Below are 14476 nucleotides of genomic sequence, written 5' to 3' on the forward strand. Positions count from 1 at the left end.
CGCAACGGGTGTTGCACATGTTGCAACACCATGACGGAGGCTTCCATGGGGTTCCTGGCAGGACTGGCCGAAGAGCGCGTCGACCACCGCTTCAAGGGGCTGCCCCCGGACGCCGAGGGCCTCACCGTCGGCGAGCTCACCGCCCAGCGCCGCAACCTCTTCACGGACGGCTTCACCACCCCCGTCCTCGCCCTCTCCGCCGAGCGCCTGGAGCACAACCTGGCGCTGATGGAGACGTACGCGACCCGCCACGGCCTCGCCTTCGCCCCGCACGGCAAGACGTCGATGGCCCCCGAGCTCTTCGCCCGCCAGCTCGACCACGGCGCCTGGGGCATCACCCTGGCCGTGCCCCACCAGGTGCGCGTGGCCCGCGAGTTCGGGGTCCGGCGGATCTTCCTGGCCAACGAGCTGGTGGACGCGGCGGCCCTGAAGTGGCTCGCGGCCGAGCTGGCCCGGGACGCCGACTTCCGGTTCGTCTGCTACGTGGACTCGGTGCGCGGGGTCGAGCTGATGGACGCGGCGCTCACCGGCGCCGCCCGCCCGGTGGACGTCGTCGTCGAGCTGGGCGCGGGCGAGGGCGCCCGCACCGGCGCCCGCACCGAGGCCGACTGCACGGCGGTCGCGGACGCGGTGGCCGCCACCACGACCCTGCGCCTGGTGGGCGTCGCGGGCTACGAGGCCGAGGTGCCGGGGGCCGACCCGGAGCGGGTCGCGGCCTGGCTGCGCAGGCTGACCGCGCTCGCCTCGGACTTCGACAAGGCGGGCCGCTTCGCGGGCGCGGGCCTGGACGAGATCGTGATCAGCGCGGGCGGCAGCGCCTGGTTCGACGCGGTGGCCGAGGTCTTCGCCGAGATCCCCGAACTCTCGCTCCCCGTACTGAAGTTGCTGCGCTCCGGCGCGTACGTCTCGCACGACGACGGCCAGTACCGCCGGGTCACGCCCTTCAACCGCGTTCCCGAGGAGGGCGCCCTGCACCCCGCCTTCCGCCTGTGGGCGCAGGTCGTCTCGCGGCCCAGCCCCGGCCAGGCGTTCGTGAACGCGGGCAAGCGGGACGCGGCGCACGACCTGGACCTGCCCGAGGCGCAGGTGGTGCGCGGCGCCCGGGGCGGCGGCGAGCGCCCCGCGACCGGCATCGAGGTCACCGCGCTCTCCGACCAGCACGCCTGGCTGCGCACCGGCCCCGAGGCCGAGCTCGAAGTCGGGGACTGGGTGGGCCTCGGGCTCTCGCACCCGTGCACCAGTTTCGACAAGTGGCAGCTGATCCCGCTGGTCGAGGCGGACGGCACCGTCGTCGACTACGTCCGCACCTACTTCTGATGACGCTGATGGACCTCGTGGTGCGCGGGGCCCGCGTGATCGACGGCGGCGGCGGGCCCTCCTACCGCGCCGACGCGGGCATCCGCGACGGCCGGATCGCGGCGCTGCGCCGCGAGGGCGAGCCCGCGCTCCCGGGCACCCGCACCCTGGACGCCGACGGCCTGGCGCTCGCCCCCGGCTTCATCGACATGCACGCCCACTCCGACCTGGCCCTGCTGCGCGACCCGGACCACAGCGCGAAGGCGGCCCAGGGCGTCACGCTCGAAGTGCTGGGCCAGGACGGCCTCTCGTACGCGCCGGTCGACGACCGCACCCTCGCCGAGGTCCGCCGCGCCATCGCGGGCTGGAACGGCGACGGCGCCGACATCGACTTCGACTGGCGGTCGGTGGGCGGCTACCTCGACCGCCTCGACCACGGCTTCGGCGGCGAGGGCATCGCGGTCAACGCCGCGTACCTGATCCCGCAGGGCACGGTCCGGATGTACGCGATGGGCTGGGAGGACCGCGCGGCCACCCCCCGGGAGCTCGACCGGATGCGGCAGCTGGTGGCCGAGGGCCTGGAGCAGGGCGCGGTGGGCATGTCGTCGGGGCTCACCTACACCCCCGGCATGTACGCGCCCGACACCGAACTCGCCGAGCTGTGCGCGGTGGTGGCCCGGTACGACGGCTACTACTGCCCGCACCACCGCTCGTACGGGGCCGGGGCGCTGGAGGCGTACGCGGAGATGGTCGCCCTCACCGGCGCCGCCGGCTGCGCGCTGCACCTGGCCCACGCCACCATGAACTTCGGCGTCAACGAGGGCCGCGCGCCCGAGCTGCTCGCCCTGCTCGACCGGGCGCTGGAGGCCGGGGCCGACATCACCCTCGACACCTACCCGTACACGCCGGGGTGCACGACCCTGGTCGCGATGCTGCCCAGCTGGGCCGGGGCGGGCGGCCCGGCCGCCGTCCTGGAGCGGCTGCGGGACGACGCCACGGCCGAGCGCATCCGCCACCACCTCGAAGCCGTCGGCTCGGACGGCTGCCACGGCGTGCCGATCGAGTGGGACACCATCGAGATCTCCGGCGTCGGCGACCCGGCCCTCGCCCCGTACGTGGGCCGCACGGTCGACGAGTCGGCGCGGGAGCGCGGCGAGTCCCCCTGGACGACGGCCCGCCGCCTGCTCGTCGAGGACGGTCTCGCCTCGACGATCCTCCAGCACGTGGGCCACGAGGAGAACGTCCGGCAGATCATGCGCCACCGCACCCACACCGGCGGCAGCGACGGCATCCTCCAGGGCGCGAAGCCGCACCCGCGCGCCTACGGCACGTTCCCGCACTACCTCGGCCGGTACGCCCGCGACCTCGGCGTCCTCTCCCTGGAGGAGACGGTCGCCCATCTGACCTCGCGCCCGGCCGCCCGCCTGCGCCTGCCCGACCGGGGCCTGGTCAAGGAGGGGTACCGCGCCGACCTGGTGCTCTTCGACCCGGCGACGGTCGCGGCGGGCTCGACCTTCGACCAGCCGCGCGCGCTGCCCCTGGGCATCCCGTACGTCCTCGTCGACGGCCGGTTCGTCATCGAGGACGGACGCCGCACGGACGTACTGGCGGGACGGTCGGTGCGGCGGACGCCCGTGCGGTGAGCCACATCTGACGTTACGTCAGAAGACCCGTACGTTCCGGGCGGTGTCCCAGAGCATGTCGGCCCACGGGCCGCCCTTCAGACCGCCCTTGCCGTCGCCGTGGTAGGCGAAGAGCTGGTAGTCGATGGGGCGCATGAGGTCGGACTGGCCGTCCCCGTCGACGTCGCCGGTGGCCAGGACCGGGGAGTCGGCGGGCCAGGCGTACGGGAGCTTCCTGCGGCCGTCGAAGGTGCCCCGGCCGTTGCCCGGGTAGAGCCACAGCGTCCGGGAGCCGTCCCGGGCGACCAGGTCGGCCTTGCCATCGCCGGTCAGGTCGCCCGGCGAGGCGAGCTGGTTCATGGCGTTCCAGCCGCCGCCCACCTTGAGGCGGGTACCGAAGGTGCCCCGGCCGTTGCCCGGGTAGGTCCACAGCGTGCCGGAGGTGTCGCGGGCCACCAGGTCCCGGCGGCCGTCGCCGGTCAGGTCGCCCGCCGCGCCGATCTCCCGCATGGAGTTCCAGCCGCCGCCGACCTTCACCCGGTCGCCGAACGCGCCGTCGCCCCGGCCCGGATAGAACCAGAGGACACCCGAGCGGTCCCGCGCGTACAGGTCCTCCCGGCCGTCACCGTTGTAGTCGCCGTGCCGCGTCAGCTGCGTCATCGCGTTCCAGCCGCCACCCACGAACCGGGCCTTGGTGAGGCCCTTGGAGTCCTCCAGGCCGGACAGGAACCACAGCCGCCCGTCGTCGGCGCGCTCCAGCAGGTCGGGCGTCCGGTCGTTGTTGAGATCGCCGAACTGGGCGACGGCGGGCAGCCCTTGGGGCCGCTTGTCGTAGTCGGCGGTGCGCCGCCAGTCCATGTACGGCACGCCCTGGACGGCCTCGTAGTCGGTGGTGGCCACCCGGATCGAGCTGACGGTGTTGTCCCACCCCCCGAAGCCGTCGCTGAGGTCGTTGGCGCCGTTGTGCGGGGTGACGTAGTAGTACTCGCCCCCGTAGTCGGCGTCCCTGTGCATCGTGACGTAGAGGTCGCTGTTGTTGACCCACGACGAGATCGAGTTGTTCCAGATGCCCAGGGTGGGGCGGCTCGACGAGACGATCTCCATCTTGCCGCCGAAGTTGCCGTACTGGAACACGCAGAGCCTGCCCGCCGGGCAGCGGTCGGCGGGGTCTCGGGGGGCGGCGGCGGACTGCGGGGCCGCCGTGAGCAGGGTGGCCAGCGAGGCGGCGACGGCGGTGGCCGTACCGAGCAGGCGCCGGGGGCGGGTGATGCCGGGCATGGACCGGACTCCGTTCGGGATCAGAGGGTCAGAGGACGAGGTGGGTGGAGCGGGCCTGGGCGTACTGCCTCGGTGCCCGCAGGCCGCCGTCCGCCGCTCCGGTGCCCGGGTACACGCGGAGCGCCTTCTGCCCCGGCGCGTGCGCGAGCAGGTCCGGGCGGCCGTCGCCGGTGACGTCGCCGACGCCCGCCAGTTCGGTGAGCCCGTTCCAGCCGCCGGTGCCGATGAGCTTGCGGTCGCCGAAGGTGCCGCGCCCGGTGCCGGGGTAGAACCACAGCTTCCCGGCGGTGTCGCGGGCGATCAGGTCGGCGCGCTTGTCGGAGTTCATGTCCCCGGCGCCGACCAGCTCGTTCATGGCCTTCCAGCCGCCGCCGACCTTCCGGCGGTCGCCGAAGGTGCCGTGCCCGTTGCCCGGGTAGGTCCACAGCGTGCCGGTGCTGTCGGCGGCGAGCAGATCGGCGCGGCCGTCGCCCGTCAGGTCTCCGGCCGCGGCCAGGTCGCGCATGGAGTTCCAGCCGCCGCCGACCTTCACCCGGTCGCCGAACGCGCCGTCGCCCCGGCCCGGATAGAACCAGAGGACACCCGAGCGGTCCCGCGCGTACAGGTCCTCCCGGCCGTCACCGTTGTAGTCGCCGTGCCGCGTCAGCTGCGTCATCGCGTTCCAGCCGCCACCCACGACACGGGTGCGGCCCGCGCTCGCGTACGGGTGGTCCGTCCACAGCTGCCCGAACTGGTCGCGCGCGTACAGGTCGCCGAAGCCGTCGCCGTCGGCGTCACCGAACGCCGCCGCGGCGGGCTGCGGCGCCGGGCGCCGCTTGTTCTCGAACTCCCACCAGTAGGTCGGGAAGCGCCCCTCGCCACCGCAGAAGTAGTCCGCCTCGGGGTCCAGGTCGAGCGAGCTGACGGCGTTGTCGAGGTCCGGGCGGGAGCTCTCGTCGAAGGAGACCATGCCCGAGTAGTAGTGCGTGGACCTCGCCCGCTCCGGGTTCCCCTCCAGGCCCGGCTCGCTGTTGAAGCAGACGGGCATGTCGGTGAAGTTCGCGAACGAGCTGATGCGGTTGTCCCAGGCGCCCAGGCGCAGCATGGAACCGTTGACGACCAGCATGTCGCCCCGGCCCAGCGGCTCGCTGAAGACGCAGAGCCTGCCCCAGCCGCAGCGGTCGTAGCCGCTCGCGGCCTGGGCGGGCGCCGTGGTGACGGTGGCGAGCAGCCCCGCCGCGGCACCGGCCGTGACGGCGCCGCGCAGCAGGCGCGGAGAAGTGGAACGCACGTGTCCCCCCTGGGTGTGCGATGCGCTCGGGCGGGGCGTGGGACATCCGCGCCCGAAGTGAAAAGAGAAGGTAAAGCGGGGGGATCATAGCCGCCACCGGACGACCTGCTCGAACCGGTGTACGGCCTCACTCGGCCCGGACCCGATCCGGCCATTCCGGAACGATCAGCTCGAACCAGACCGTCTTGCCGATCCCGTACGGGCGCGGCCCGGCGCCCCACGCGTCGGACAGCTCGCCGACCAGCGCCAGCCCGCGCCCCGACTCGTCGTCCGGCCCGGCCGGCCTCGGACACGGCAGCACCGCGCTGGCGTCCGCCACCTCGACCCGGAGGACGTTCCCGCCGAGCGCGCACCGCGCCCGCACCTCCCGGTCCGCCGGGGCCCGCCCGTGCCGTACGGCATTGGTCATCAGCTCGCTGAGCAGCAGCACGGCGGTGTCCGTCAGCCCGTCCGGCACCTTCCAGGCCCGCGCCTGCTCCGCCAGCAGCGCCCGCGCCCGCCCGACGCTGCGCGGCACGCGCGAAAAACGCCACTCAACGTCCTTCGGAAGGGGGGAAGTTGTGCGATCCATGGCTCATACGGTGTCGGGCCGGGCATAGCGTCAGGGAGTGACAGCCCGGGTACAGACCGCCGCTGTACCCGCGATGTACCTGGAAGGGCGGTTTTCGATGACCGAGGTGAACTCACACCCGCCGATGGCCTGGTGCTACTGCGGCGACCAGGTCAAGCTCTGGCGGGAGAGCGCGGGGGTGAGCCGCGAGGACCTGTGCAAGAAGGCGAACTACCAGTACGAGTACGTCAAGTCGATGGAGAACGGCCGCCGCAAGCCGACCCTGCGGCTGCTCCAGGCGGCGGACGAACTGTGCGGCGCGAAGGGGAAACTGCTTGCCGCGCACCAGTATCTGAAGCCCGAGCCGTATCCCGCAAGGTCGCAGGAGTACATGCAGGTCGAGGCGGAGGCCATCGCCGTCCACTGGTACGAGCCGCTCCTCATTCCGGGCCTGTTGCAGACGGAGGAGTACGCGCGGGCGCTGATCAGTGAGAGCTACCCGCCGCTCGACGACGAGATCGTCGAGGAACGCGTCAACGCGCGCATGCACAGGCAGGACGGACTGCGGGCGCGGACGTCGGCCGTCTTCAACTTCGTGGTGTACGAGGGCGCCCTGCGCAACCTCGTCGGCGGCCGAAGCGTGATGAAGCGACAGCGCGATCACCTTTTGGGATTGGGAGGGTTGCGCAACGTCTCAGTGCAGGTCCTACCGATGGGGCGGTGCCCCGGAGTCGCACTGAACGGACCTCTGATCCTGTTGGAGACCCCTGACCACGAGCAATACGCCTTCGCCGAGGGACAGAAAACGAGTGCCCTGTACGCGGATCCCACCAAGGTCAGTGAACTGACCCAGACGCATGGCATGATCCGCATGCACGCCCTCAGCGTGGAGGAGTCGGCGGAGTTCATCGGCAAGTTGGCGGAGGAGCTATGAGCGACCAGCTCGTATGGTTCAAGTCCAGTTACAGCGACAGCGAAGGCAGTGCTTGCCTCGAAGTCGCCCTGGAATGGCGGAAGTCCAGCCACAGTGACGACCAGGGCGGCGCCTGCGTCGAGATCGCCACTTGCCCCCACACCGTGCACGTCCGGGACTCCAAGCTCGGCGGGGACGGGCCGACGTTCGCCGTCCCCGCCGTTGCCTGGGCTCAGTTCACCGCGGGGATAGCCGGGAGAAGGTAGGCGAAGACGGTGTCGGCGGCCTCGCGGTCGTCGACCTGGATGCGTCCGGCGCGTACGGCCTCGTCGAAGTTGGCCCCGTAGTCCGGGCCCTCGGAGAGCAGCCGGTCCAGGGTCTCGCGGGTCAGCACGAGGGTGGCGTGGGGCTTCTCGACGCCGGGCGGCATGGTGTCGCCGCGGGTGTCGGTGTAGACGAGTACGCCGTCGCGGAGCACCGAGACGCCGGACTGGCCGGTGTTGGTGAACGTCCAGAGCAGGACGAGGGGTTCGGGCCGCTCGGCGGCGCGGGCCCCGTCCAGCCGGGCGGCGAGGGCGGCGAAGTACTGGGCGGGGTTGGCGTATTTGACGAGGTCGCCGACGACCGGGCGGGCGGCGGTCGGGCCGGGGCCGTGGGTGAGGTCGCGGGCGGCGGTCAGATAGGCGTTGCGCAGCGGGCCGTACTCGGCGAGGTAGCCGAGCTGGGTGAGGGCCAGGGCCTGGAGGGCGGTGGCCGGGGCCAGGACCTCGGCGGGGACGGTGGCCGGGTCGCAGGCCGCCGCGAGGACGTGGTCGAGGAGTTCGACGACGCGTTCGTAGCGGGGGGTGTCGGCGTCGTACTCGTGGCGGGCCGTCTCCAGGACCGTACGGGCGCCGCCGAGGGCCACGACGTACCGCTTGGCGGTGGCGGCGGAGGCGGGGGTGGTGGCGACGGCGTCGGTGGCGGCGACGAACTCGTGGCCGAGGAGGCGCAGCCAGGTCTGGCGGGCGGCCTGGGTGGCGCTGCCGACGTAACCGCTGGCGTAGAAGGGGCGGTTGGAGGGCTGGCTCTGGCGGCGGACCCAGGCGTCGCGGCGGGCGGCGAGGCGGGCGGTGACGGAGTTGGTGCCCCAGCCGGGCCACTCGTAGGCGCCGGCGACGATCTCGGCGGTGGTGCCGAAGGCGCGGAGGGTCTCGTCGAGGTGGCGGGCGCGGACGTCGCCGAGGCCGCCGAGGAGACCGGGGGCGGTGAGGTAGAGGACCTTGCGGTCGGGGATGTAGACGTTCATCTCGGCGGGTGACTGGAGTCCGGCGACGGGCTGGAAGACGAGGCGTACGCCGTCGACCTCGGCCTCGCCGAAGCCGTGGTGGGTGGGCGGGACGAGGGTGGCCTCGCCGGCGGAGACGGTGAGGCCGGGGCCGCTGTCGATGAGGCCGTAGGGGCCCGGCTCCAGGCGGGTGCCGTAGCTGTGGTCGACCAGGCAGGCGGTGGCCAGGCCCTCGACGACGTGGCGGCGGACGGCGTCGTCGAGGAAGCCGTCGGGGGCGTGGACGGGGAGGCCGTCCGGGATGCGGTCGTCGAGCTCGGCGAAGAGGCCGCGCGAGCCGCCGAAGTGGTCGACGCAGCTGGCGGTGTAGACGAGGGCGCGGACGGGGCGGCGGTCCTCGGTGGTGTCGCGGTAGAGACGCAGGGCGTAGCGGGCGGTCTCGTAGGAGCCGAGGGGGTCGATGACGATGAGGCCGGTGCGGCCCTCGACGATGGTCATGTTGGCGAGGTCGTAGCCGCGTACCTGGTAGACGGCGCCGTCGGGGCCGCTGGTGACCATGTAGAGGCCGGCCATGGCGTTCATGCGGCCCTGGCGCCAGACGCGGGCGTTGACGGTGGGCGGGACGGGGCCGTCGTCGCTCAGGAAGTCGAAGCGGGCGAAGTTCCAGGCGTTGCCGGTGCCGTCGCCGGTGCCGTCGCGGGCCGGGATGGCGGGGACGTCCGGGCGGGCCAGGAGGCCCTGGGCGGCGTTGCGGAAGTCGGTGCCTTCGGCGGTGACGGTCTGGGCGGCGGGCTGGTTGCTGCGGACGACGAAGGGGGTGGGCTCGACGGGCTCGTGCTGGGCGTGCCGGCCGTTGGTCATGGCTCTGCCTCCTCTGGACGTGCGCGGGGCGGGAACGTAACTCCGTGGGGGGCGGGCCGGAAGTGGGCGGCGTTGCCGGTGGCTGAGACAGGGGGGTACGGGGGGTCCCTCCCCGCGCCCCTTTCGGGCCGGGCCTTCGCCTGCGGCCCGGCGGGGGCTTGCCGCGCAGTTCCCCGCGCCCCTGATCGGGCCGTCCTTTGTGCGCGGACCGTGCTGGCTTGCTCGCGCAGTTCCCCGCGCCCCTTGAAGGGGCCGTCTTTCGCGTGCGGACCGTGCTGGCGCACTCGCGCAGTTCCCCGCGCCCCTGAAAGGGCAGGGACTTCGTCTGCGGGCCGTGGGTGGCTGGTCGCGCAGTTCCCCGCGCCCCTTGAAGGGTGCCGCGAAGCGGCACATCCAGGGGCGCGGGGAACTGCGCGAGAAGCGACCACGGCCCGCGGACGAACGAAGCTTTTCGGGGGCGCGGGGAACTGCGCGAACGGCCACGCACGGCCCGCAGACGAACACCGGGCCAAAAGGAGGCACGGGGGTACCACCCGCAAGGCAACCCGTCGTGGCGCATCTCACCCGGCGCCACATTCCAAGCCCACCCCACCCCCCACCCCCCACTTCCCACGGCCCCACCCCACCCCCACATTCCGATGGAAGCCAACCCTCCCCCCGAATCCCCCCCTCCTCCCTCCCCCGCCCCCAATCTCCGCGCGCCCCCCGAAACACCCCCGTAAGGTGACCGTCATGCAGGTGATCCAGTCGACCAAGCTCGCCAATGTCTGTTACGAGATCCGCGGCCCGGTTCTCGAAGAAGCCATGCGGCTGGAGGCGGCAGGACACCGCATCCTCAAGCTCAACACCGGCAACCCCGCGGCCTTCGGCTTCGAGTGCCCCCCGGAGATCCTGGAGGACATGCTCCGCAACCTCTCCGGAGCACACGGCTACGGCGACGCGAAGGGCCTCCTCTCGGCCCGCCGCGCGGTCATGCAGCACTACCAGACCAAGGGCATCGACCTCGACGTCGAGGACATCTACCTCGGCAACGGCGTCTCCGAGCTGATCCAGATGTCGATGCAGGCGCTGCTCGACGACGGCGACGAGGTGCTGGTCCCGGCCCCGGACTACCCCCTGTGGACCGCCTCGGTCTCCCTCGCCGGCGGCACCGCGGTGCACTACCGCTGCGACGAGCAGGCCGACTGGATGCCGGACCTCGCCGACATCGAGCGCAAGATCACCGACCGCACCAAGGCGATCGTGATCATCAACCCGAACAACCCGACGGGCGCGGTGTACGGCGAGGAGATGCTCCGGTCGCTGACCGAGATCGCCCGCCGCCACAACCTGATCGTCTGCTCGGACGAGATCTACGACCGGATCCTGTTCGACGGCGCCACGCACACCCCGACCGCCGTGATCGCCCCGGACCTGATGGTGCTGACCTTCAACGGTCTCTCCAAGAACTACCGGGTGGCCGGATACCGCTCCGGCTGGCTGGCCGTCTGCGGCCCCAAGGCCCACGCCTCCTCGTACATCGAGGGCCTGACCATCCTGGCCAACATGCGGCTGTGCGCCAACATGCCGTCGCAGTACGCGGTGGCCACGGCGCTGGGCGGGCGCCAGTCCATCGAGGACCTGGTGCTGCCGGGCGGGCGGCTCCTGGAGCAGCGCGACACGGCGTACGACCTGCTCACCCAGATCCCCGGTGTCACCTGCGTGAAGCCGAAGGGCGCGCTGTACCTCTTCCCCCGCCTCGACCCGGCGGTCCACAAGGTCAAGGACGACCGCCAGATGGTCCTGGACCTGCTCCGGGCCGAGAAGATCATGGTCGTCCACGGCACCGGCTTCAACTGGCCCGAGCCCGACCACTTCCGGATCGTCACCCTCCCGTCGGCCCAGGACCTGGCGCACGCGGTGACGCGGATCGGCAGCTTCCTGGACGGTTACAGCCAGATGTGACGGAGTTCTGGCTCCCGCTCAACTTTAGACAGAATCTAAGATAGGATGGTCTCCTGCGAGCAAGAGGAGGCCATCCCATGTACGAACCGATCCGGACCAAGTCGGTGCACAGCACGATGGCCGCCGACGCCCGCATTCCGCACCGCTCCCGCGAGGAGGAGCTGGACATCCAGCTCGCCGGGCACCTCGCGGCGCTGCTCGCCGTCACCGATGAGCTCGGGCTGACCGAGGCCGGGGACGCCATCGCCCACCAGATCGCGCGGCTGCGCGGCGGGATGCCGCCGGTGCGGCATGCGGGGCTGAGCCGGGCGCATGCGCCCGCGCTGCACGAGCGGGCGCATGCGCTGGCGGGGCGCGCCCTCGTCGTCGCCGCCTCTCGGGCGGACACGGCGGTCGCGATCCTCGCGGCGGGGCGGATGGATGCCCACTCTGCGGCGCGTGCTCTGTCCGCCGCCTCCTGATCGGCCCCGGTCCGCGCGCCGCGGAGGTCCGCGGACCGGGAGCCACCCCTTTCCCCGCACCCCGCGCCCCTTGAAGGGTGCCGCGAAGCGGCACATCCAGGGGCGCGGGGAACTGCGCGAGAAGCGACCACGGCCCGCAGACGAACGAGGCTTCTCAGGGGCGCGGGGAACTGCGCGAGCAAGCCGGCACGGCCCGCAGGCGAAAGACGGCCCGATCAGGGGCGCGGGGACTGCGCGACCAACCCCCACCGGGCCTCAGCGTGTTGCCAGTATCGCGATCAGGAGTACGCACAGCACCAACCCCACCAGGAACCCCGGCCGCCACCGGGGGGCCACGGGGGCGGCCGGCACCGCCCCCAGGTTGAAGACGTCGTGCCCCGTCGCCACCGCCCGCACGCACCAAGGACACGCGTCCAGATGCGACCCGAAGGTGTGCCGGGGTCGCTCCGGGCACACCCGTACCGCCGCCCGCTCCCGATCCAGCGCCCGCAGCCACTGCTCCGCCGTCGGCCGGGCCGCCGCATCGGTGACCCCGGGCCCGAACGCCGCGCGCGCCAGTTCGAGCAGGCCGGGCGGCAGCACGGAGGGGTCGACGGTGCCCCGCGGCACCACGACCCGCTCGGGCCGCACCACGTACGAGATGCTGGCCGCGATGTTGTCCTGGACGGTGGAGTCCGCGTCGCTGTCGTGCGGCACGCCCCCGAAGGGGTGGTTGCCCGCGGTGAGCAGCTGGTAGACGAGGACCGCGAGCGCGAAGTCGTCGCTGGCCCGCGTCGCCGGGCCCCCGGCCTGCCGCTCGGGGGCCGAGTAGTCGGTGGTGTGCATCAGGCAGGGGAACAGCTCCCCGGTGACCGCGTCGGTGAAGGCGATGGAGTCGCAGTCCAGGAACGTGATGAACCCGTTGGCGTCGACCACCACGTTGCTGCTGGAGAAGTCCCCGATGACCAGCCCCTCGTGGTGCATCCGGGCCGTCATGAACGCCAGGTTCCAGGCGACCCCCAGCAGGAACCGCCAGTCGGCCCGGTCGTGGAAGAGCCGCAGGCGCTGGGCCCGGGTGAACAGCCCGACCAGCTGCACGTGTTCGGGCTCCCCGAACCGCTGCATGGCGTAGCCGAGGAACTCCCCGCCGGGCGCGTGCGCGGGCGCGGTCGGCCAGGCCAGTTCCGGCCGCTGGGAGCGGTCGGTGGGCCGCCCGCCGAGCGGCGCCATGGTCAGCATCCGGTTCAGGCGCCGCTCCTGCTCGGGGCCGGGCGGGTCCCGGTAGAGCTTCACCACGATCCCGTCGTGGCCCTCCACGGTGTAGACGGCCGCCTGGCCGCCGCCCTTGAGCGGGGCGGCGGCGAGGACCACCGGGACCCCGCCGAGCAGCACGGTCCGCCCGCCGGGCCCGCCCGCCGCCGCGTTCACCGCTCCCCTCCCGTACGGTCCGTACGGGCCGGACGGACCGCCCGCAGCAGGGTCTTGTCGTCGCCGTTGAGCGCGGTCAGCCGGTCCGAGCGCAGCAGGGCCGCCAGCCGCTCGTCCTCCTCGTACGCCGTCATCGGCTCGGCGTCCAGCGAGCGCAGCACGGCCGCCGCGAACGACTCGTTGGGAGCCTGCCCGGCGCCCCCGGCCCGGGAGAGCGCCGCCTGGGCGAGGCCGTCGGTGGAGAGCAGGACCCCGTCGACGCCGTCGTCCCGTACGCAGTCGGTGCGCACCCGGCGGGCGGCGTCGGGCGAGGTCAGGAAGACCGTCTCGTTGCTGTACTCGCTCACCGCCTCCGGCTGCGGCAGCAGATGGAACTGCCTCTCCCCGTCGGCCGTTCCGGCCCGCAGCACCACGAACCCGTCCCCCACGCTGCAGTGCCCCAGCCAGGCGGGCCCGAGCACCACCACCGTGAGGGTGGCCGCGAAGTCGTCGGCCGCCTCCCCCGTACGGTCCAGGAAGGCGTCGGCGACCCGGTCGAACGCCTGCCGCAGCAGCCGGTGCACGGCGGGCCCCTCGGCCCCTTCGGCGGGCAGCCGCCCGAACTGCTCGACGGCCAGGTCGACCGCGAGCCGCGCCCCCTCGTCCGAGCGCGGTCTGCTGCCCGCGCCGTCCGCGACCGCGAGCACCGTGAGCGGGCCGTCCGTGGCGCAGCTCCAGGCGTCCTGGCACGGCACGCCGTCCCTGCGGTGCCGGTAGCCCTCCACGCTCACCCCGTGCACCCGCCAGCCGCCCCGCTCCCGGGTCCCCATGCCCGCTCAGGCTTCCCAGGCCGGGCGCTGCGTCTTGAACTGGCTGAAGATCTTCTCGAAGACCTCGTCGCCCGCGCCCTTGGTCTCGGCGCTGGCGCTCGCCGACATCATCTGGAGCAGCTGGCGGAACGGGAAGCCCTGGAGGCGGGCGTTGAACTTGGGCGCGAACGCCTGGAGCACCTGTTCCCCCAGGTCGGTGATTCCGCCGACGCCGATCGCGTACAGCCGGAAGCGCCGGGCGGCCTGCTCCTCGGCGAGCACCGGCACCAGCCGCTGCCAGGCGTGCGTGAGGTGGCCGGTGCCGTCGGTGGGCAGCCCGTCGGTGACCAGGCAGATCTGCGGCCGGTAGTACTGGATGCCCTGGGCGCGCAGCTCGGTCTTGCGCTCGGCGACGACGCGCATGGCCAGCTCCAGCGCCTCGGTCATCAAGGTCACGCCCGAGGCGGTGAGCCGGGGCGCCTCGAAGAGGTGGGCCGCCACGAACGGCCCGCCCCCGGCGCCGGGGTGGAGCGCCTGCCCGCCGCGCCAGGCGAGGACGCCCTGCCCGCCGAAGGTGATCACGGCGACCTCGACGCTGTAGCTGAGGCTGACGTCGTCGTGGAGCTCGCGGGTCCATTCGCTGAGCGCGGTGTTGAGCGCGTCCATGGGCGGGCCCGCCATCGAGCTGGAGGTGTCCAGGCAGAGCACCAGCGGCAGCCGTTGGGCGTTGTTCTCGAATTCGATGTCGGCGTACTCCGCCGGAAGCGTCCGGCCCTGCTGCTGCCTGCGCATGTCCCTGTCTCCCCGTTCCCGTTCGGT

At 72.8% G+C, this 14476-nt stretch carries 13 protein-coding genes; 6 read left to right on the plus strand and 7 right to left on the minus strand.

Features of this window, described 5'->3' with window-relative positions:
* Nucleotides 1-30: 30 nt before the first annotated feature.
* Both AB5J87_RS13240 and AB5J87_RS13245 read left to right on the plus strand, forming a co-directional pair.
* On the plus strand, nt 31-1317 hold the full coding sequence (locus AB5J87_RS13240; protein WP_369376737.1) for an amino acid deaminase: 1287 nt from the start codon (nt 31-33) through the stop codon (nt 1315-1317).
* Between the two features lie 8 nt (nt 1318-1325).
* A complete protein-coding gene (locus tag AB5J87_RS13245; RefSeq protein WP_369383507.1) occupies nt 1326-2939 on the plus strand; it encodes an amidohydrolase family protein in 1614 nt (537 codons plus the stop codon).
* A gap of 18 nt (nt 2940-2957) precedes the next feature.
* Here AB5J87_RS13245 and AB5J87_RS13250 read toward each other — a convergent pair whose 3' ends face one another.
* The 3 genes from AB5J87_RS13250 to AB5J87_RS13260 all read right to left on the minus strand — a co-directional run bounded on the left by AB5J87_RS13250 (nt 2958) and on the right by AB5J87_RS13260 (nt 5983).
* A complete protein-coding gene (locus AB5J87_RS13250) occupies nt 2958-4196 on the minus strand; it encodes an FG-GAP-like repeat-containing protein (protein WP_369376738.1) in 1239 nt (412 codons plus the stop codon).
* A 28-nt stretch (nt 4197-4224) separates the two neighbouring features.
* Nucleotides 4225-5466, minus strand: a complete 1242-nt coding sequence (locus AB5J87_RS13255; RefSeq protein ID WP_369376740.1) for an FG-GAP-like repeat-containing protein — start codon at nt 5464-5466, stop codon at nt 4225-4227.
* Between the two features lie 127 nt (nt 5467-5593).
* Complete coding sequence (locus tag AB5J87_RS13260) at nt 5594-5983, minus strand: ATP-binding protein (RefSeq protein ID WP_369376742.1); 390 nt, start codon at nt 5981-5983, stop codon at nt 5594-5596.
* 151 nt (nt 5984-6134) lie between these two features.
* Here AB5J87_RS13260 and AB5J87_RS13265 point away from each other — a divergent pair, with 151 nt between their 5' ends.
* Both AB5J87_RS13265 and AB5J87_RS13270 read left to right on the plus strand, forming a co-directional pair.
* Nucleotides 6135-6950, plus strand: a complete 816-nt coding sequence (locus AB5J87_RS13265; protein WP_369376743.1) for a helix-turn-helix domain-containing protein — start codon at nt 6135-6137, stop codon at nt 6948-6950.
* The gene (locus tag AB5J87_RS13270; protein ID WP_369376744.1) at nt 6947-7195 is read left to right on the plus strand and encodes a DUF397 domain-containing protein; all 249 of its coding nucleotides are present in this window, start codon (nt 6947-6949) and stop codon (nt 7193-7195) included. The genes AB5J87_RS13265 and AB5J87_RS13270 overlap by 4 nt, the downstream gene beginning before the upstream one ends.
* On the opposite strand, the gene AB5J87_RS13275 is transcribed toward AB5J87_RS13270, so the two are convergent.
* Nucleotides 7162-9057, minus strand: coding sequence for an alkyl sulfatase dimerization domain-containing protein (locus AB5J87_RS13275; protein WP_369376745.1), 1896 nt, complete (start codon nt 9055-9057; stop codon nt 7162-7164). The genes AB5J87_RS13270 and AB5J87_RS13275 overlap by 34 nt on opposite strands.
* Nucleotides 9058-9789: 732 nt before the next feature.
* Here AB5J87_RS13275 and AB5J87_RS13280 point away from each other — a divergent pair.
* Nucleotides 9790-11001 carry a pyridoxal phosphate-dependent aminotransferase gene (locus tag AB5J87_RS13280; RefSeq protein WP_369376747.1) on the plus strand — a complete coding sequence of 404 codons (1212 nt, stop codon included), beginning with the start codon at nt 9790-9792 and terminating at the stop codon, nt 10999-11001.
* Between the two features lie 77 nt (nt 11002-11078).
* The gene (locus AB5J87_RS13285) at nt 11079-11462 is read left to right on the plus strand and encodes a hypothetical protein (protein ID WP_369376748.1); all 384 of its coding nucleotides are present in this window, start codon (nt 11079-11081) and stop codon (nt 11460-11462) included.
* Nucleotides 11463-11717: 255 nt separating this feature from the next.
* On the opposite strand, the gene AB5J87_RS13290 is transcribed toward AB5J87_RS13285, so the two are convergent.
* The 3 genes from AB5J87_RS13290 to AB5J87_RS13300 are packed head-to-tail and all read right to left on the minus strand — an operon-like array spanning nt 11718 to nt 14449.
* Nucleotides 11718-12869 carry a hypothetical protein gene (locus AB5J87_RS13290; protein WP_369376749.1) on the minus strand — a complete coding sequence of 384 codons (1152 nt, stop codon included), beginning with the start codon at nt 12867-12869 and terminating at the stop codon, nt 11718-11720.
* Nucleotides 12866-13678, minus strand: coding sequence for a PP2C family serine/threonine-protein phosphatase (locus tag AB5J87_RS13295; protein ID WP_369376750.1), 813 nt, complete (start codon nt 13676-13678; stop codon nt 12866-12868). The genes AB5J87_RS13290 and AB5J87_RS13295 overlap by 4 nt, the downstream gene beginning before the upstream one ends.
* Before the next feature lie 6 nt (nt 13679-13684).
* On the minus strand, nt 13685-14449 hold the full coding sequence (locus AB5J87_RS13300; RefSeq protein ID WP_369376752.1) for a VWA domain-containing protein: 765 nt from the start codon (nt 14447-14449) through the stop codon (nt 13685-13687).
* Nucleotides 14450-14476 lie beyond the last annotated feature (27 nt).

Source organism: Streptomyces sp. cg36, from assembly GCF_041080675.1.
Lineage (GTDB): Bacteria > Actinomycetota > Actinomycetes > Streptomycetales > Streptomycetaceae > Streptomyces.

Bases quoted from the DNA above. Each gene is read 5' to 3' on its own strand.
- AB5J87_RS13240 (WP_369376737.1), top strand. From the start codon at position 31: ATGACGGAGGCTTCCATGGGGTTCCTGGCAGGACTGGCCGAAGAGCGC.
- AB5J87_RS13245 (WP_369383507.1), top strand. From the start codon at position 1,326: ATGGACCTCGTGGTGCGCGGGGCCCGCGTGATCGACGGCGGCGGCGGG.
- AB5J87_RS13250 (WP_369376738.1), bottom strand. From the start codon at position 4,196: ATGCCCGGCATCACCCGCCCCCGGCGCCTGCTCGGTACGGCCACCGCC.
- AB5J87_RS13265 (WP_369376743.1), top strand. From the start codon at position 6,135: ATGACCGAGGTGAACTCACACCCGCCGATGGCCTGGTGCTACTGCGGC.
- AB5J87_RS13270 (WP_369376744.1), top strand. From the start codon at position 6,947: ATGAGCGACCAGCTCGTATGGTTCAAGTCCAGTTACAGCGACAGCGAA.
- AB5J87_RS13275 (WP_369376745.1), bottom strand. From the start codon at position 9,057: ATGACCAACGGCCGGCACGCCCAGCACGAGCCCGTCGAGCCCACCCCC.
- AB5J87_RS13280 (WP_369376747.1), top strand. From the start codon at position 9,790: ATGCAGGTGATCCAGTCGACCAAGCTCGCCAATGTCTGTTACGAGATC.
- AB5J87_RS13285 (WP_369376748.1), top strand. From the start codon at position 11,079: ATGTACGAACCGATCCGGACCAAGTCGGTGCACAGCACGATGGCCGCC.
- AB5J87_RS13295 (WP_369376750.1), bottom strand. From the start codon at position 13,678: ATGGGGACCCGGGAGCGGGGCGGCTGGCGGGTGCACGGGGTGAGCGTG.
- AB5J87_RS13300 (WP_369376752.1), bottom strand. From the start codon at position 14,449: ATGCGCAGGCAGCAGCAGGGCCGGACGCTTCCGGCGGAGTACGCCGAC.